This is a genomic window from Cobetia sp. BMC6, assembly GCF_029991385.1.
GTDB lineage: Bacteria > Pseudomonadota > Gammaproteobacteria > Pseudomonadales > Halomonadaceae > Cobetia.
Genome location: NZ_JAKUMF010000007.1, coordinates 58,348 through 76,953, shown reverse-complemented (window position 1 = coordinate 76,953; position 18,606 = coordinate 58,348). Strand labels below are relative to the sequence as shown.

The 18,606-nt window shown below is 58.3% G+C and carries 15 protein-coding genes and 1 pseudogene; 6 read left to right on the top strand and 10 right to left on the bottom strand.

All coding sequences use genetic code 11. The features are described 5' to 3' along the window. Positions 1-64 precede the first annotated feature (64 nt). From MKZ40_RS13200 to MKZ40_RS13185, 4 genes are all read right to left on the bottom strand, one after another. Positions 65-826: an enoyl-CoA hydratase-related protein gene (locus tag MKZ40_RS13200; RefSeq protein ID WP_131433075.1), complete on the bottom strand. Its 762-nt coding sequence runs from the start codon at positions 824-826 to the stop codon at positions 65-67. A gap of 125 nt (positions 827-951) precedes the next feature. Then, complete coding sequence (locus MKZ40_RS13195) at positions 952-2,328, bottom strand: CoA transferase (protein WP_254627178.1); 1,377 nt, start codon at positions 2,326-2,328, stop codon at positions 952-954. Positions 2,329-2,354: 26 nt separating this feature from the next. Beyond that, the gene (locus MKZ40_RS13190) at positions 2,355-4,112 is read right to left on the bottom strand and encodes a GMC family oxidoreductase N-terminal domain-containing protein (protein WP_175090411.1); all 1,758 of its coding nucleotides are present in this window, start codon (positions 4,110-4,112) and stop codon (positions 2,355-2,357) included. Between the two features lie 88 nt (positions 4,113-4,200). Next, positions 4,201-5,718: a CoA-acylating methylmalonate-semialdehyde dehydrogenase gene (locus tag MKZ40_RS13185; protein ID WP_175090412.1), complete on the bottom strand. Its 1,518-nt coding sequence runs from the start codon at positions 5,716-5,718 to the stop codon at positions 4,201-4,203. Positions 5,719-6,209: 491 nt separating this feature from the next. Here MKZ40_RS13185 and MKZ40_RS13180 point away from each other — a divergent pair, with 491 nt between their 5' ends. The 5 genes from MKZ40_RS13180 to MKZ40_RS13160 all read left to right on the top strand — a co-directional run bounded on the left by MKZ40_RS13180 (position 6,210) and on the right by MKZ40_RS13160 (position 9,104). Next, positions 6,210-7,106, top strand: coding sequence for a LysR family transcriptional regulator (locus MKZ40_RS13180; RefSeq protein ID WP_175090413.1), 897 nt, complete (start codon positions 6,210-6,212; stop codon positions 7,104-7,106). Positions 7,107-7,379: 273 nt separating this feature from the next. Beyond that, the gene (locus MKZ40_RS13175; protein WP_054557116.1) at positions 7,380-7,748 is read left to right on the top strand and encodes a PH domain-containing protein; all 369 of its coding nucleotides are present in this window, start codon (positions 7,380-7,382) and stop codon (positions 7,746-7,748) included. 59 nt (positions 7,749-7,807) lie between these two features. Beyond that, positions 7,808-8,122: a hypothetical protein gene (locus MKZ40_RS13170; protein WP_175090414.1), complete on the top strand. Its 315-nt coding sequence runs from the start codon at positions 7,808-7,810 to the stop codon at positions 8,120-8,122. A gap of 120 nt (positions 8,123-8,242) precedes the next feature. After that, positions 8,243-8,419, top strand: a complete 177-nt coding sequence (locus MKZ40_RS13165) for a hypothetical protein (protein WP_156941181.1) — start codon at positions 8,243-8,245, stop codon at positions 8,417-8,419. A gap of 121 nt (positions 8,420-8,540) precedes the next feature. Then, entirely contained in the window at positions 8,541-9,104 is a 564-nt protein-coding gene (locus tag MKZ40_RS13160) for a plasmid pRiA4b ORF-3 family protein (protein WP_175090415.1), read from the top strand. A 192-nt stretch (positions 9,105-9,296) separates the two neighbouring features. On the opposite strand, the gene MKZ40_RS13155 is transcribed toward MKZ40_RS13160, so the two are convergent. The 6 genes from MKZ40_RS13155 to MKZ40_RS13130 all read right to left on the bottom strand — a co-directional run bounded on the left by MKZ40_RS13155 (position 9,297) and on the right by MKZ40_RS13130 (position 17,501). Continuing rightward, positions 9,297-9,965, bottom strand: a complete 669-nt coding sequence (locus tag MKZ40_RS13155; RefSeq protein ID WP_175090416.1) for a DUF938 domain-containing protein — start codon at positions 9,963-9,965, stop codon at positions 9,297-9,299. A gap of 168 nt (positions 9,966-10,133) precedes the next feature. Next, a complete protein-coding gene (locus MKZ40_RS13150) occupies positions 10,134-11,180 on the bottom strand; it encodes a glycosyltransferase (RefSeq protein WP_175090417.1) in 1,047 nt (348 codons plus the stop codon). Between the two features lie 286 nt (positions 11,181-11,466). Further along, positions 11,467-12,501, bottom strand: a complete 1,035-nt coding sequence (locus tag MKZ40_RS13145) for a glycosyltransferase (RefSeq protein WP_175090418.1) — start codon at positions 12,499-12,501, stop codon at positions 11,467-11,469. Continuing rightward, on the bottom strand, positions 12,501-13,553 hold the full coding sequence (locus MKZ40_RS13140) for a phytanoyl-CoA dioxygenase family protein (RefSeq protein ID WP_175090419.1): 1,053 nt from the start codon (positions 13,551-13,553) through the stop codon (positions 12,501-12,503). Before MKZ40_RS13140 ends, MKZ40_RS13145 begins: the two co-directional genes overlap by 1 nt. A 61-nt stretch (positions 13,554-13,614) precedes the next feature. Further along, on the bottom strand, positions 13,615-15,342 hold the full coding sequence (locus MKZ40_RS13135) for a glycosyltransferase (RefSeq protein WP_282627922.1): 1,728 nt from the start codon (positions 15,340-15,342) through the stop codon (positions 13,615-13,617). Positions 15,343-16,097: 755 nt separating this feature from the next. Continuing rightward, positions 16,098-17,501, bottom strand: coding sequence for a hypothetical protein (locus MKZ40_RS13130; protein ID WP_175090421.1), 1,404 nt, complete (start codon positions 17,499-17,501; stop codon positions 16,098-16,100). Positions 17,502-17,620: 119 nt separating this feature from the next. Between MKZ40_RS13130 and MKZ40_RS13125 the strand changes: the two are divergent. Beyond that, positions 17,621-18,606 (top strand): annotated as a pseudogene (locus MKZ40_RS13125) (IS481 family transposase).

Here is an 18,606-nt window from a genome sequence, read left to right as displayed (position 1 = left end):
GCCTCCGCTGGCACCCGGACAAGGGGTGCGGTGAATGAACATCGAACTTGCCAGACCCCGGGGCCTAGCGATGACGGAAGACCGGCGCTCGCTTGGCAACGAAGGCGCTCATGCCCTCCTTCTGGCCCTCGGTCGCGAAGGCGGCCTGAAAGAGCAGACGCTCTTGACGAAGCCCCTCATTGAGCGGGGTCTCGAATGCCGTGTTGACGGCTGACTTGGCCATCTTGACCGCCGGCGTGTTGTAGCCCGCGATGGTATGCGCGGCCTCGAGCGCGTTCTGCATCAACTCATCCTTGGGCACGACCCGCGCCACCAGGCCAATCTCCTTGGCCTCCTGAGCGCCGATGTTGCGGCCGGTCAAGACCATATCCATCGTCATCGCCTTGCCGACCGAGCGGGCCAGGCGCTGTGATCCGCCGATGCCCGGCAGGATGCCCAGCTTGATTTCCGGCTGGCCAAACTGGGCGTCTTCCGAGGCGATGATGAAGTCGCACAGCAGGGCCAATTCACAGCCGCCACCGAGAGCAAAACCACTGACGGCGGCGATGATCGGCTTGGAAATCCTGCGCACCTCGTCCCAGGGCGAGAGAAAGTCATCCATGTAGAAATCAGTGAAAGATTTCTCGGCCATTTCCTCGATGTCCGCACCGGCGGCAAAGGCGCGGGGATTGCCGGTGATGACGATGGCGCCGATGCCCGGGTCGGCGTCCAGCTCGCGGAGGACCGCCAGCGTCTCCTCGGCCAATTGGCGGTTGAGCGCATTCAGGCTTTTTGGACGATTGAGGATGATCAACCCGACGCGCTCACGACGCTCGACGACGATCATCTCGAGACTCTCCGACTCCGGCGCGTCAGAGGCCGACTGCTTGGCTTGGGGTTGCGATTTCACTATCTTGTTCATTCTTGTCTCCCGGTGTGGAGTGGCGTCACTTTGGCGTAAATTCGGCGTACTCACTGCGCATCGCAGATCGTTGTGCCGCTGGACGATGACGCGTCGCTGAATGACGAGGTGTCTGGCGCTGCGCTGCGCTTTTTCTTGGCGGTACCTGATGGCTTGCGAACCGGACGGGCCTTGTATGCAATGCCATTCTCGACGGACGGTCCGGTGTTCTTCTGGCGGTCAGATTCGGGCAGATGATAGGCACCATGGCGTGCCATCAGCTCGTCCAGAATCGCCTCGCGATGCTGGCCAAGGCCCGGCGCACTGCATGGCACCTGACTGTCGATGTCCCGACGTCCCGTGAGCTTGATCGGATTGCCCGCCGTCCTGAATGGCTTGCCGGCCTTGCCCTGGACCTGAACGATCATGTTGCGGGCCTTCAGCTGCGGATGATCGAACAGCTTGTCGATGGTATTGATCGGCGAGCACGGCACGCCCTCCTCATTGAGCAGGTCCACCCAATGCTGAACCGGCTGCTGCACCAGGACCTTTTCCATCTCGATCACCAGTTCCGGACGATTCCTGCAGCGCATGTCGTTGCTGAGAAAACGCGGATCGAAGGCCAACCGCGCCGCACCGATGGCATCGGCCATCAACAGGAACAAGGTGTCGTTGCCGGCCGCGATGACGAGCTTGCCATCTTGCGCATTGAAGCTTTCAAACGGCGCCAACGAAGGATGACAATCGCCGGTGCGGTGCGGCACCTTGCCCTCGATATCGAAGCGCGCCAGCGCCGTTTCCATCAGCGCCGCCTGGCAGTCGAGCATGCCGATATCCACCCGCGTGCCTTGGGCATCCCGGGTGCGGCTATAGAGCGAAGCGAGAATGCCCACCGCCGCAAACAGCGCCGCACTCAGGTCGCCAAAGCTGGTCCCCACGCGGGCGGGCTCTCCATCAGGCCAGCCCGTCAAGCTCATGATGCCCCCCATGGCCTGCACGACCATGTCGTAGCCGGGCAATTCACTGAAGGGGCCGGTGTGCCCGAAGCCCGAGATCGAGGAATAGATCAGGTGAGGATGCGTTCTGGCCAGGCGCTCAGGGCCATAGCCCAGGCGATCCATCACCCCAGGGCGGAAGTTCTCCACCAGTACATCCGCCTCATCCAGCAGACGCTCAAGCAGCTCGCGATCACGAGGCGACTTGATATCCAGCACGATGCTTTCCTTGTTGCGGTTGAAGCAGCTGAAATAGGCGCTTTCTCCCTCCACGAAGGGACCGAATTCGCGGGTATCGTCTCCGGTCCCGATCTTCTCTACCTTGATGACACGTGCGCCCAGGTCAGCCAGCACCATGGTGCAATAAGGCCCGGCGAGTACCCGTGAGAAATCCAGCACGGTGATCCCGTCCAGCGGCCCCTTCTTGAGTTCCGGTTGCGTCGAGATGGCCATCGGTCAACTCCCAAAGTCGTGGCGTATTACTGTGCGTTCAGGATCCATCCCGCGGCTTTTTCCGCGATCATCAGGGTCGGCGAGTTGGTATTGCCGCTGACGATGGTCGGCATGATGCCGGCATCTGCCACCCGCAATCCCTGGATACCGCGCACACGCAGACGGCTGTCAACCACCGCCATCGGGTCATCCGCGCGCCCCATGCGCGTGGTGCCCACCGGATGGAAGATGGTGGTGCCGATATCGCCGGCGAGTCTGGCGAGCTCTTCATCAGTCTGGTACTCGACCCCCGGCTTGATCTCTTCGGGCTTGTAGCGCGCAAAGGCAGGCTGGGAGGCGATGCGCCGCGTGACCCGCAAGGAATCGGCCGCGACCTTGCGATCTTCTTCCGTGCTCAGGTAGTTGGGCGCGATGGCCGGAGCCTGACGCGGGTCGGCGCTCTGCAGACGCACCGTGCCACGGCTGGTGGGGTTGAGATTGCAGACACTCGCGGTGATCGCCGGGAAGGGATGCAACGGCTGCCCGAAGGCCTCGAGGCTCAGTGGCTGGACGTGGTACTGGATGTTGGGATGGGCGTAAGTCTCGCTGCTGCGCGTGAAGGCGCCCAGTTGTGACGGCGCCATGCTCATCGGCCCGGAACGCTTGAACAGGTACTGCATGCCGATGCCCATCTTGCCCAGCAAGGTGCTGGCCATGGCGTTCAGGGTCTTGGCATTGGTGACCTTGTAGACCGAGCGGATCTGCAGGTGATCCTGCAGATTCTCGCCGACACCGGGCAGGTCCTTCACCACCTCGACGCCATGTTCCTCCAGCAATGCCCTGGGCCCGACGCCCGACACCTGCAGCAGATGTGGCGAGCCGATGGCGCCGGCACACAGCACGACCTCACGCTTCGCCGAGAGATTGATGACCTTGCCGTCACGCACGACCTGCAGCCCCGTGCAGCGCAGATCGGTTGCTTCTTTCACCGCCCCTGTTTCAGCCCCCATGCCCTGCTCGCCGCCCGAGAACAGCAGACGATTGACCTGGGTGGAATGCCACAGCGTCAGGTTGCTGCGCTTGAGCGCCGGGCGCAGGAAGGCCTTGGCCGTGTTCCAGCGCCAGCCCGAACGCTGATTGACCTCGAAATAGGCCACCCCTTCATTGCTGCCGCGATTGAAGTCCTTGGTGCGCGGAATGCCGGCCTGCTCGGCCGCACTGGCGAAGTCATCCAGCACTTCCCAGTTGAGGCGCTGACGCTCGACGCGCCACTCCCCACCGTGACCATGGAAATCACGCTGCTCAGGATCACTGCTGGCGCCGTCATCCAGCAGCGCGTGATCCTCGTGACGCATGAAGTCAGCCAGACACTGCTCCCAACGCCACTCGCTGTCGCCGGTCACTTCGGCCCAGTGGTCATAGTCCCGCGCCTGACCGCGCATGTAGATCATGCCGTTGATGCTGGAACAGCCGCCCAGCGTCTTGCCGCGCGGATAGATCAGCGAACGGCCGTTGAGTCCCTTGTCCGGCTCGGTGCGGAACATCCAGTCGGTGCGCGGATTGTTGATGCAGTACAGATAGCCCACCGGAATATGGATCCAGTGGTAGTTGTCACGTCCGCCCGCCTCGACCAGCAACACGCGGTTCTCAGGGTTGGCGCTGAGGCGATTGGCCATCAGGCAGCCGGCGGAACCGGCGCCCACGATGATATAATCGAATTCAGAGAGATCGTCGCCCGGTTTGGCGGGGCGAGCGTCCTGCTCGCCCTCCGGGGATCGATGCGGATTGTTCTTGTTGTCTGACATGGCGCGTCCCTCTCCAGACAGATGACGTAGGCTGGTAGGTAACCAGAATGCAGATGACTACGATGCAGATGGCCCAGTCGCGAGCGACTTACTTGGCCGTCGGCATGGCGAATTCGGCACCGGCATCGATGGAATCCGACCAGCGCTGCATGATGGACTTCTGCTTGGTATAGAAACGCACACCCTCTTCTCCGTAGGCGTGGGTATCCCCGAACAGGGAGCTCTTCCAGCCACCGAAACCGTGCCAGGCCATCGGAACCGGAATCGGCACGTTGATGCCGACCATGCCCACCTGGATGCGACGCCCGAATTCCCGCGCGACACTGCCGCTCTCGGTGAAGCAGCTCACGCCGTTGCCGAATTCGTGGTCATTGATCAGCTGGATGGCGGTCGCGACGTCCGGCACGCGGACACAGGCCAGGACCGGGCCGAAGATCTCTTCCTTGTAGATGGTCATGTCCGGCGTGACGTGATCGAACAGCGTACCGCCCATCCAGAAGCCTTCAGTGCTGTCGCCACCGATGTCGTTGCCGGTGAACTCACGCCCGTCGACGACCATCTCGGCGCCTTCCGCGACACCCTTTTCGATGTAACCGCAGATACGCTCATGCGCCTGACGGGTGACGATCGGCCCCATCTCGGCATCCAGATTCATGCCGTCCTTGATCTTGAGCTCGCGGGCACGCTCGGCCAGACGCGGCACCAGGGTGTCTGCCACATCGCCCACCATCACCGCGACGCTGATGGCCATGCAGCGCTCGCCGGCAGAGCCGTAGGCCGCGCCGATCAGAGCATCCACCGCCTTGTCGAGATTGGCGTCCGGCATCACCACCATATGGTTCTTGGCGCCACCCAGTGCCTGGATACGCTTGCCGTGACGTGCGCCGCGCTCGTAGATCAGGTTGGCGATGGGGGTCGAGCCCACGAAGGACAGGGCGCGCACCTTGGGGTGATCGATCAGCGCCTCGACGGAATCCTTGTCGCCCTGCACCACGTTGAAGACGCCATCCGGCAGGCCCGCCTGCTTGAGCAGGTCCGCTATCATCAGCGAGGCGCTGGGGTCCAGCGGGCTCGGCTTGAGCACGAAGCTGTTGCCTGCCGCAATGGCCACCGGGAACATCCACATCGGCACCATCACCGGGAAGTTGAACGGCGTGATGCCGGCGACGACGCCCAGCGGCTGGCGCATCGTCCAGTTGTCGATGCCGGTGCTGACCTGGTCGGTGAAGTCACCCTTGAGCAGCTGCGGGATACCACAGGCGAATTCGACGATATCGATGCCGCGTGCCACTTCGCCCTGGGCGTCGGTGAATACCTTGCCGTGCTCGCGGGTGATCGCCTCCGCCAGCTCGTCCTTGTGCTCGTTGAGCAGCGCGAGGAACTTGAACATCACACGGGCACGGCGGATCGGCGGCGTGTCGGCCCAAGCCGGGAAAGCGGCGTCGGCAGCGGCCACGGCGGCATCGACATCACTGTTGCGGGCCAGCGCGACCTGACCGGTCACCTTGCCGGTGGCCGGATTGAAGACATCCTGAGTGGCGCTGGAATCGCCTCGGGTCACCTGACCGTTGATGAAATGCTGGATGGGGTTGGCTGCTGTCGTCATGGTGCTGATCTCCGCTGGCGGTGTTTTATCGGAATGAGCCTGTGTCATGCACATGTCTGGCGCTGAAGGTCGTTCGCTTCATCAATGACGTTCGCTTGAACAATGACGTTCGCCTGGTCAATGACGAACGAGGACATGTCATCAGCAGGTGTTCATGAAATTACGCCGCCACGCGCAGGGTGCAATTGAGTAATTCTTGGGTGAGATATAACGATTGCTGATATCCGATTATGCTCATAAACGCCTTGGCTCTCCTCGAGAACCAGAGCAACAATTAAGCGCCGAAAATCAATTAGTTATAGCGAAAACAACGGGAGGAGTGCCGACAGCGGCGGGCGATTCGATCACGAGGGCTGTCCCGGGTGAACACGGCTTACCGCGACCAATGGCCAATAGGTGGCAGAGAACGGATTCAGGCCACAATGCGAGATGCTGGACCAGCAGCACGCGTCTCGCCGGCCAGAAAAATGCCAAACACATGGATGTCACTGATGCAGGACCTGTCCCGACTCAATGCCTTTGTCACCGTAGCGCGCACCGGCAGCGTGTCGCGAGCTGCCGAGGCATTGCACCTCACCCAGCCCGCGATCAGCCTCAAGCTCAAGCAACTGCAGGAAGGCCTGGGGTTAAGTCTGTTCGAGCGTCACCCCCATGGTCTGTTATTGACGGCCGATGGCCAGGCCTTGCTGCCCAGTGCAGAGAAGGCCCTGGCTAGCGCGCGTGGCTTCGAGCAGGCCGCCGCGGCACTACACAGTACCGTGCGCGGTAAGCTACGCATCGGCACCATCGTCGACCCGGAATTCATTCGCTTGGGCAGCTTGCTGCGCCACCTGCTTGAGCGTGCGCCCAATCTGGAAACGGAGCTTCACCACGGCATGAGCGGCTGCGTCCTCAAGGCTCTGTGCCAGAATGCGCTGGAAATCGGCTTCTACCTGGCACCACCCGGAGAGGGACCACGCGATGACTCCCTCTGTTATCGCGAGCTGGCATTCTTCGACTATTTCATTCTCGCCCCCACCGGCTGGTCAGCACGCCTGACGGAGACTGACTGGCCCTCGCTGGCCGCCCTGCCGTGGATCGTGACGCCGGAGAACTCCGTCCACTCACGCCTGCTGGCGCATGCCATGCGTGACAGTCAGTGCACCCCTCACCGTGTCGCGCAGGTGGATCAGGAAGTCTGCATGCTGGACCTGGTGCGCGCGGGCGTCGGGCTGACACTGGCCCGCGATGTCCTGGCGCTGGCCGAGCGCCAGGAACGTGGCCTCAATATCGTGCCGGATACCCGCCTGCCCTGCGCCTTGAGTGTGGTATGGCGCCACGACAAGCAGCACGAACCCTGTGTCGAAGCCGCCCTGCAAAGTCTCGAAGAAGTCTGGCCATCCAAGTAAATGACGCTTTCAGGACAAGTGAGTGAGGCCTGATATTTCACGCGGCAAGCCCAGTCCTGCTGTGCCTTATCTTTCTTGCCTTACCCTCACTCTGCGACATGCCGACGGCATCGGGCTGCCCGTTCATGCGGGGCTACTCGATTGGTGCAGGATGGATTATTCTATTCGTGTTTCGAGTGAAATCGTGTGCCCCGTCACGAGCGCGTGATGCCTCCTCACGTTCGGTGTCGAGGCCTCATCGGATGACAGTCCTGTCGAATCACAAGGTAAGAAATGATAGATTTCAACAATAAAGGCTTTTTCAAACTCAAACAGAATGATGAATATGCCGAGCGCGTCAATGACCTGCTGATTGATGGCGAAGAGATCATCTCGGCCTACAAATCGATGCGTGACGGCGTCGTCTTTACCAACAAGCGAATCATCGCCGTCAATGTTCAAGGCTTGACCGGCAGCAAGAAAGATTTCACCTCTCTGCCGTACAAGAAGATTGAAACCTACTCCATCGAAACTTCCGGCACCTTTGATCTTGATTCAGAGCTCACAATCTATTTCTCGGCACTCGGTACGGTGAGGTTTGAATTCACCGGCAAGACACGCCTTACCGAAATCTCGCAAGTCATCACCACCTATGTGTGCTGATGCCCTACTGCTTCCATTGTGAATTCCTTTGATCAAACGGGGTTACCCAGATGAGTGACATGTCAGTCGAACAATTCGAAGAAAACATGAAACGTGAACTCGACAAGTTCGTGCGCAGTACCACGGCACCTGCCAAGCCAGTTGCCAAGCCACGTGCCACGCAAAGCACCACGCCTCTCAAGGGGCTCAGGGTGACGCTGGGCGTCAAGAACAAGCGACTGGCATTGGAAGAACCCTTCACGGTGCAGACCGACAGCATCTCCAAGGTTCAAGCCAAAATTCAGGCAGAGAAAGCGGCGCGCAAGGCCGGCTGGAAAATCATCAGCCATGTGATCGACTGGAACGACACCGAACGAGCCCCCGACGCTCGCTGACGACGCGCCAGCCACGGACATCAAATATTCCGCTAATCCATATCGATATAACCGAAAGGCAATCCTTAAGCGCGTGACATAGTCTCTGTAGACACACTCGTTGTCTAGAGGGGGATATCGATGAAATACTTTGATGCATTATTCTCGTTGATCGCCGCGGTACTGGTCTCTGCACTACTCCCTTTTGAAGTGGAACAAGGCAATCGTTCTACTCCACAAGCACCGCATGAACGCTCTATTCTGGTGATAGAGGGATTGCTGAAGGAGAGTGAGGACAACGCGTCGGTTGATACGTGAGTCACCATCACTGGATCATCGCGATAGGGAGCCGGCTTGCGGCGTAAACGGACAATCCCGTCAATTGCCAGGATATTCCCACAGTACGCTCATGCGCAGCGACGTCACTTGAGGAGGCCGAATGGCGGACATTCAACTACGTATTGAATTGATGGACACGGATCCCCTGGTCTGGCGTCGGGTCGTCGTGCCAGAAACGATCAATCTGCACCGACTCCACGAGCTCATCCAGGACGTGATGGGGTGGGAGGAGCGACACCTCTACGAGTTTGAGTGTGACGGTCGCTACTACGCTGAACCCGACGACCTCAGCGAACGTCCCATTACCATGTCGCGAAATGCCAAGCTGAAGACCCTGGTGAAACGGGCCAAGGGAAATGCCTTCCACTATCTCTATGATTTTGGCGATGACTGGAAACATCGCATCATCATCGAAGCAACAGGGATGGAAACTATCTCCCCCTGCCCAAGATGGCTGGATGGCGCCATGGCATGCCCCCCGGAGGATATCGGCGGTGTGCAGGGGTATGCTGCCCTGAAAGCCGCCAGCGCCGGCGAGCAGAATCCTCATGGTCACGAGCTACTTCAGATGCTGGGGGAAGACTTCTCGCCGGAGGCACTGGACGAAGAGGCCATTGAAGAGCACCTCATCCCCTTCCAGGCGGGCTTCAATCGCATGGCATGACTCAAGAGACAATAGCGGCCATTATTGAAGGTGAGTCGGCAAATCAAGCGCTTGCGCACTCCCGTGGAGCCGCACTTCTCTCGCCAGTACACGACAATGCCCCGCCCTGGCGACAGGTCGGGGCATTGTCGTAGTGAAGGGATCACAGGAGGTAAACCCACCCCCTCTCTGACGGCCCACTGGCCGCCAGCGCTAACGCCGAAACACCACGCTCAGATTGTTCGCCGGCATCTCGATCACCTTGTCGAGCTGCAAGCCGTTGCGCTCCGCGTAGTCGATGACCGCTTCCAGATCACGCACGCCCCACAGCGGGTTGCGGCTTCTGAGCTGCACGTCAAAGGCTTCGTTGCTCGGCGCCGTGTGTTGCCCTCCCCGCTTGTAGGGGCCGTAGAGATACAGCACGCCGTCCTTCGGGAGACAGCGACCGGCCTGCAACATCAGCTCGGACGTGACCCGCCACGGCGAGATATGGAGCAGATTGATCGCCACCAGCGCATCGCAGGCCACCTCAGACCACTCGGACAGTACATCCAGCGTGATCGGCGCCTTGAGGTTGGGCAAGGCGGCCTCGGCGCGCCAGTCCGCGATGGACTCCAGTGCTCGCGGGCTGGCATCGCTGGGTTGCCACGCCAGATGAGGCAAGCCGCGGGCGAAATGCACCGCGTGCTCGCCGCTGCCACTGGCCAGTTCCAGCACCTGACGCCGCTGTGCCAGCACCTCCCGCAGGACATCGAGAATCACGTCACGATTGCGGGCAACCGCCGGACTGGCGAGACGCTGACTGTGCGCCACCTCGACATCCTTCTGCGCTGCTTGCGACGCTACGCTTGGCAAGTCATCGGGTAACTCGGGGGTGGCCATGCAGCACTCCTTTCAACAGGGCAAATGACTCAGAACGCAAAGATGGCGAGATCATAACAAAGCGCCGCCCCCCTGAGGGCACGGCGCTTGAGCAAACCGTGATTGGGTCGAGCGATGTCGGCCAGGCTATCTTGTTCGGGCTATCTGAAGCAGGCCGCATGAACGACTCTAGCGGGCACGCGCCACCGTCGAACGCGCGCGCCAGAAATCCAGCACCCTCAGTGGGTCACCCACCTCATGGGCCTTGTGTTGCGCGTTGTGCGCCATGGCACGCGTCGCATCACGATCGCCCAGCAGGCGCTCGAGGGCGGCTGTCCACTCTGCCGGGTCATCCCCCACCAACAGGCCATCAACGCCGTCCTCGATCAGATCGACATAGGGCGCCCGTCGACTGTAGATGCCCACCCCGCCCATGCGGGTGATATCGAGAAACCGCAGCCAGGAGGCATCGCGATTGTCGGAGTTTTCCATCAAGGGGGCCAGGCCGATGGCGATCCGACGCCGCGAGCAATAATCCTGGAAGCCCTCCCAGCTGACGGCCTCCATCGTCTTGAGGCGGGGAATGTCGCTGAGTGCCAGCGGCAGATGGCGCCCCATCATCAGCTCCACCTCACTGTCCGAATGCCGCGTCTGGATATCGCGCAACACGGGGGCCAGCGCCACGATATCGTCACGATGCGCCAGAGTGCCGTGAAAGCCGATGCACCAATCGCTCTGCTCGAGATGGTGAAAATCCGGCAGCTTGCCGGTCAGTGGCGGCGTCAACAGGCTGACCTTGGCATGCAGACTCGCCAGAGCGGCCTCCAGCTGCTCGCTGACCACGACGATTTCATCCGCCAGCGTGAACAGTCGCTGCTGCAATTGGGCAGCCTCAGAGCCTGCTTCAGGGGTAGAGTTGCCCTCCTCCGCTGACAGCAGCTCAGGCGAATACAGATGATCGACGAGATAGCAGATACGACCGTGCTGCTCACGGTGTGTTTCCAGCATCTCGATCCATTCCCGCCCCAGGCTACGCGCGATCAGCAGGCAAGCGCCGGTAAGGCGCGCCTGGGCAAGCCTGGGGGAGAACTTCCAGCGGCGGGTTTCAAAACGCTCGACACGTGTGCCTTCCTTGCGCAACGCGGCCATGGCAGGCAGGAAGAAGTAGATATCTTCCAGCGCCTGGGCTTCATCACTGAGTACGATCCAACGAGGAGTGGTCGGGAAGGCGGTCATGTCAGTCTCCTTTACTCAAGGCATTCATGGTCCCGGCACGTTCAGCGTTACCGCCAAACAAGCGCGAGCAAGAGCACACACTGACTCTGGGACGCTTACTTTGAGCTTAATGATTTCTGGGCATCACACCACTCAAATTTTGCTGGTGTGTAGCGGATGTAATCAACGTGTTACCTGCGTTGGCCATCAAATCGGCGCTGACAGCACCTGATCGAGCGGCCTCAGGCCCAGAATCGACAAAGCCCGCAGGGTTAGCCGCGGGCCTTGTGGGTTGTGGTCGCTCAGGTCAGCGCGAACTCCAGAAGTTGATGCACGTCTGTATAGCGCCAATATCTCGGGCTTTCTGCAATGCCCGCTCTGCCATGGCCTGCGTAGCAGTTGGGTCAGCCAGCAATTGCTCCAGCGCTGCCCGCCACTCGCTGGGGTCGTCCCCGACCAAGAGCCCATCGACGCCATGCTCGACGATCCCGTCATACGGCGCCCGACGACTATAGATACCGACGCCGCCCATCGCGACGATATCGAGAAACTTGATCCACGACTTGCCGCGATTGAACGGCGTCTCCAGAAGTGGCGCGAGGCCGATCTGGATGCGGCGTGTCGCTTGGTACTGTTGAAAAGCCTTCCAGGGCAGCGCCTCCGGGGTCTCCAGCCGTGCAATACCGGATAATGATTCCGGCACGTGCCGCCCCATCATGATCTCGAGGCGTACCTGGGGATGTGCTGCCATCACTGGCGTGAGTGCCGGCGCCAGGTGCGCGATGTCATCACGATGCGCACGAGTACCGTGGTAGCCGATGGTCCAGTCAGACTGAGTGAAATCGGCCAGCTCCGTTGCTGGCGCCAGCATTGGCGGTGTCAGCAACGAGACATTGGCATGCTCTCGCCCAAGCTGGGACACCAGCGCCTCACAACAGGCCACTACCTCATCCGCGAGCGCAAGCAGTGCGGGCTGACGCATCGCCAAGCCGCTCAAACGCGCGACATAGGCGACAGGCAATCCAGCGGTACGGGTCACGGCGCCAAGATCATCGTCGATCAGATAGACAATACGGCCTAAGCGCTCACGATGACGTTCGAGCAGACGCACCCAGCGCTCGCCCAACGAGCGCACGATCAGCAGATTGGCGCCCGCCAGGCGCCGCAATGCCCATCGCGTCGGCAGGTGGTAGCGGCGGGTGTCGAAACGCTCGACGATGGCCCCCTGCTGGCGAAGAGCAGGTGCGGCTGACTCAAGAAAGTAGATATCTTCAGTGGGTCGAGCACCATCGCTGAGAACGACCCACCGCACACCTGCCAAGGGTGAAGCTTCAGCCGACATCAGTACGGGTCCTGCGCACGCGAGGAGTCACGTGTCACGACATGCCAGGAAGACTCGACACCACGTGCTGCGGCACGCTTGTCATCCCGCGCCCGCTCCGCCTTGAGCACACGATACTGCAGGCGATTTAGCCATTCGCCGCCCAGCCCCGGCAACGGCAGGAAGGGTGTCGTGCGACTCATTCCCCAAAGCGCCAGACGCGAACTGCCCGCCTCGGCAGGACCACGGCCGTGCATGCCGAAGGTGTCAGCGATCAGCAGCGTGTTGGCAGGCACCTTGAACAGCGTGGGCGCATTGAGACCGAAGCGAGCCAGTGCGCCCTCCTCGACCCGGAAGGACCCTCGCTGGGTATAGCGATTGGCATGCTCACGCGCCGTCAAGCTCATGTGATACTCCCAATCCAGACGGCCCTTGTTCAACTGCGTGGACTGGGGCACGAACATGAAAGGTCCGTTGCGCTCGCTCACCTCCTCCAGGTAAAGCCAGAACTTCATGGTCGGCTGGAAGGTATCCACGTGCAGGGACTTCTGCGGGTCAGCCTCAATACTCTCGCGGGCGCCATTGAACACCTTCTCGAGATGCACGATGGGCAGGCGCCGATGGCCGGCGCAGAAACGCAGCAGACGCTTGAGCTGTGGGTCAGCCAGCACTTGCCGCGCCACCGGCAGCTCGCTCAGGGTTTCCGGGTCAAGCAATACGCGATGCGTGCGGGTATCCCCCTGACAACACTCACGTACCTCACCGGGACCGTGATCATGCACGGTTTCAAGCTCTGCCTTGAGCCGCGCGAACAGCTCCGACGACAGGAAACCCTGTTTGCACAGATATCCCTCACGCAGGTAAGCCTCACGCTCATCCTTGGATACACCACGGCTTAGCATCGTCATTCGCCAGCGCATGACCCGAGACGCTGCCTTCACCCGCCAGACATGCAATCCGCGGCGATTGAGAAGATCGCTGCCGATCAGCGGATTAGCGATGAAGGACTTGGCACCGGTGAAAAGCGCAAGGCCCCACAGGGGAGCTTTAAGTAGAAATCGTGAACGGGACATGGCGATCCTTGCGAAACGGTGTTCAGTAGGCTGCTACGGGCATTACGGGCCGGCACCCTGCTCAGCGTAACGAAAAGTCTTCGTGGACGAGAGTCAGGTTGGGGTTGTAGGCCGGATCATTATCCAGCTGCTCTGCCCAGGTAGTGCGCATGTACTCACATTCAGAGAGCCAGCGTGCTCGCTTCTTCGGCGTATCATCAGCCCCCCTCGAGATGGATTCGTGATGATACAGCTCGGAGTAAGGCGTCCAGAGGTTGCGATAGCCAGCCTCCCGTACCTTGAGACATAGATCCACGTCATTGTAGGCAACCGCCAGATGCTGCTCGTTGAGGCCATTGACCTCTTCGAAGACCGAACGACGCAACAGCAGGCAGGCAGCAGTAACCGCAGACAGGTTCTGGGTCGCCTTCAGTCGCCCCTGAAAACCATCTTCATCACGGTTGAAGAAGCGGTGGGCATGTCCGGCAATGCTGCCAAGTCCCAGAATCACCCCGGCATGCTGGATCGTGTCATTGGGATAATAGAGCTTGGCACCGACACAGCCGATGTCCGGACGGCATACCTGCGATACCATTTCCGTCAGCCACTCACCATTTATCGGCTCGATGTCATTGTTGACCAGGCCAATGATATCGCCGCGCGCCTCGCGGGCGCCGAAATTGTTGATCGCCGAATAGTTGAACGGCGCGTCCCAATGCAGCACACGCACACGCTCATCGCGTCTGACCACGTCACGCATGTACTCAAGAGTCTTCGGGCAACAGCTTTGATTGTCGAGAATCAACAACTCGAAATGCCGATACTCGGTATGCGCAAGAATGGCATCGACACAGGGCTTGAGAATCTCTACCCCGTCCCGGGTGGGGACCAACAACGATACCAAGGGTTGTGATTCCGGCAATTGCCATCTCACGCGGACGTTCTCTCCGACATCATCCTTGGCCTCTACCAATACCTTGCCCGGTTCAGCGACAGCCGCCACATCATGGCGTGCAAGGTAGTCGCTCACACGTGCCAGATGCCGTGTCCCCCAGCTTCCTTGGTCGGACACTGCTAAGGGAAGATAATTGTCGGGAACATGCACCAGTACCTGGGGAACCCGCCACGCCAGCGACTGATGGCTCTCGTGAGCCGGTTCAATCATCTCCAGTGCCAGCTGATGGATAAGATCGGCAGTGTCCACTGTCGCGGCATGTCCCGTCCCCAGAGAATGGCGGCAGACCTGCCACTGCTCACGAGACCAAAGCCCCAGATGCCCCAGATACGGTTTGGAAAGCAATAGATCCGGATTCCAGCCAGGCTTGAAGTTCGGTGAATGGCGATGTCCAGCCGAATCAAGACGATCTTCATCGCAATACAGAAAACCGGCCTGCGGCATCTCCCCCAACAACTCTACGAAGCGTGACAGCGCTTCAGAAGCGAGTGCAGCACCCACCGTCATCAACCCGACCCAGTCCCCCAGCATCTCGCTGCTGATTGCTTCAATCTGGCCCGCTACGCCATCGGATGAGCTCTCCTCCTCTGTCAGCAGCCTGACGCGCACATCACTCTCGCAGGCGACAACTAACCAGTCATGCTGCTGAACGGCCTTGTTCGTCGCTGAGACCACTAACTCCCACTGTATATGCGTCTGAGCTACCAGACTCGCTAGACTATTGCCAAAGGCTTCCTCGCTGACATTTTCATCAATCAGCATTCCCAGGCTGAACACTATATCAACATCGCTTTCAGCCGCTGAGCGAGCAGTAGCGGTAACATTCGTCAGGCTTAGTCCCGGTGATTCGACCATTCCAACCCACTTAGAGTAATCTGACATAATACAGGGATTGAAATGCAAAAACGTCGAATCATAGTAATCTAGCGCTATCTCCTTCCATGTTAGACGATGCGTATGAGCTTCATGATCAAGTAGCGATAATATTTCTTTCCTGCTCAACCCTCTACAGACGCGATGATTAGTGGCCAAGCGCTGTATTAATCGATCTTTTGCAAAGCGTGGTGTCAGCCATACCAGCCTGAAATGTTTGAGACGGAAAGTGCCACGGCTGTTGATGGGACATAGTGTGATACGTCTTACTCCACGTGGCACTCTCAGCATGCGACGCGTGATCTTGCCTGCTCTCAGCGGCAACTCCACCGTATGAACTCGATCGACCGTTTCAAAAGTGATGACCGCCGCAGCCCCGGTGACTGAGCGCTCCATGTCTATTTCGACCATGTTCCAGCCTGGCAACGGCCGAGGCCCTTCCCAGAGAAAAGCGGGTGTGCTGGAAAGCGAACGCCACTCCCCATCGTCAAGAGGCGCAAGGTCACTATCGATTCGCAGGTAACGCGGTACGCGGATATGCAGAGGCAGTGAAAGAAAGGTAGGGGCTTTGGCAGCGGAGGACTGAAGCTGTGATCCTTCCAGAAATGGTATTGTCGGCAAAACTTTCTTCCATTAGAGGTAACAGATGACAGAAACAATTCATGTCGAACGACTATATGATTAAAAATCGCCCGCTACTTTAGATAAAGCTAGTAACTGCATCGTCTGGGAGAGCATTAGTGTACAGAAATATCAGGATCATTCATCTTCTCCAAGACCGATTTCTTGTGTACGATACGTCGTTTAATTTTCTTAATTCCTTCCCCCCCTGGGCGAGCTTCCAAGGCCTTTTCAAGCAGTAACAAGGCATCATCCAAGAGCCCCTGTTGCTCAAAATAGACACCCAGTTCTCGAAGGCGATCAGCTTCCTTCCTCTTGCCACTCGCAATGATACCGCGGGTGCGAGCACTCAATCCTTGAAGTGGTACTGGCTCCTCAAAGGAGATACCAAGTAAGTCAAGCAATTTCAGAAAAGTATAGCCTTGGTTGCCCTCTTTATATTGTGTCCAAGCTGCTTTTCTGATGGCATCAAGCTCCTTAGAATATTGATCCTCAAGATAGGCCAGTGGCCGATAGGGGTTAGTAACATCCGCCGTAAAACTATCTTTCGCAGGTTGAGGCGGGAACAATATTTTGCGATCAAGAGACGGGAATCTCTTCAAAGCCGGCTCCATCGCCGAAAGAAATTTCGCATTAATGTCCTTGTAAAGTACAGCCGGAATATCCTGACTCCCAATAGAGCCTTCATCAGGATGGAGATCTGAATACTCTTGCAAAGCCCAGTCAATCTGTTGACCAACTACAGAAGGAAGCCTGGTTAGGACTGTATTAAAGATACGCTTAAGCTCTAGCGCAGACCGTACATAGCTGCGATTAGTAATCTTTCTTTCAGGAAGCAGTGCAATTATCTCTGAAATTGGAACTCCTAGCTCTTCCAGAAAAATTGCTTCAATCTGTCGCGTACTATCTGCAGGCTTCTGGTAGGTAAGAAAATGGCAGTTATCGTCTCCAAAAGCATCAGCCCACTGAAGCAATGGACCACCCGATAGATTACTGGGATTATTATTCTGAAGAACCGGGACAAGTTGACTGTAGAAACTTCGTGAGTGTCCATGACGCTTGATCCCTTGGTTATAGTTTCCCAGAAGATAGTCTACAGGTGCACGAACAAAAGCAATTACGCGAATAGCGTCAGGAGATAACCGCAATTTTTCATGAAGTAATCTCGCCATCGACTCTGATTGATAAAAAAAAGCCTCTGATGATAGTACAAGTATTAGACCTTTCTTTCGAGAATAATTCAGCCATTTCTCAAGCTGCGCCTCTGCCTCGTCTACATCACCTTCGCTTAACGCCATAGATAATCTGCCATGTCCACCCGACACACCATTCTTATCTATATTATGCTCAGGGTAATAGTAACCAATTCTTTCAACAGATTCTCGAGAACTTAGCATAAAGCGTTGTATTGCTGAAGAACCTGCTTTAGGTGATCCTATATGAATAACCAAATCCAAAGGAGGTGTATAATCTGTAGATAAACCCGAAGATGAAGTGAATATCTTACGTATAATCTTCATGTAGTATCAAAATCTCGACATTGCTTGGTGTAGGGTCTCGGATGTTCAATTGACTAGAATAAGCTATGCTTCGCTTGCTGCCAGAGGGCTTATTCGTCAGTTCGTTCAGGAGCATCGAGATGGACATCAAGCTTCATAAGCAAGCGACTACCACACCCAAGGTCCGCGCTGAGATCCAGGCCGCTCCTGCCCACATCCCGGACACGATATTGGCGAAGCGCTTTGGTGTGAGCGATATGACCATCCGTCGGTGGCGGCATCGAGACGACGTCTATGATCGTCCTCACACGCGCCATAACCTCCTGGCCACCCTCAACAGGGAGCAGAAAGAAGTGCTCATCGCCGCCAGAACGTTCCTTCGTCTGGGGCTGGATGATCTCCTCGTGGTGGCTCGTGAGCTTCTTCATCCGACCCTTTCCCGCGCAGCCTTGCACCGGATGCTGAAAAGACGGCAGGTGCCGACGCTTGCCGAGCTGGCACGCCAGGACCAAGAGGACAACAAGCAGGCTCCCAAGGCATTTCGGAACTACGAGCCAGGCTACCTGCATATCGACATCAAATACCCGCCGCAGTTGCCCGATGAGACCCAGCGGCGGTACCTGTTCGTGGCCATCGACCGCGCCACGCGCTGGGTCTATCTTGAGGTGCGCTCCAGCCAGTCAGCGAAAGACGCAGATGGGTTCTTCCATCGCGTTATCGACAAGGCACCGTTCAAGGTTCAGAAGGTGCTGACAGACAATGGAAAGTGCTTCACCGCTCTTTTCACGTCGGGCGGTGAACGGAAGCCGACAGGAAGCCATCTTTTCGACAAGGCCTGTGCCAAGCATCATGTCGAACACCGGCTCATCCGTCCGGGTCACCCCCAAACCAACGGGATGGTCGAGCGCTTCAATGGCCGTATCAGCGATGTGCTGACGACTCGAAGCTAAGAATCGAGGGAGGATCTGGAGCAGACACTCAAGCGTTACTGTTGGCTCTACAATCACTGCATCCAGCAGAAAGCATTACATCATCAGGCGCCGATATCAGACATGAAAGATTGGCAAAAAGGCGGCCCGAGCTTTTCCACAGGCGGGTAATCAATCAGGCGAGCCCCGACAATTAG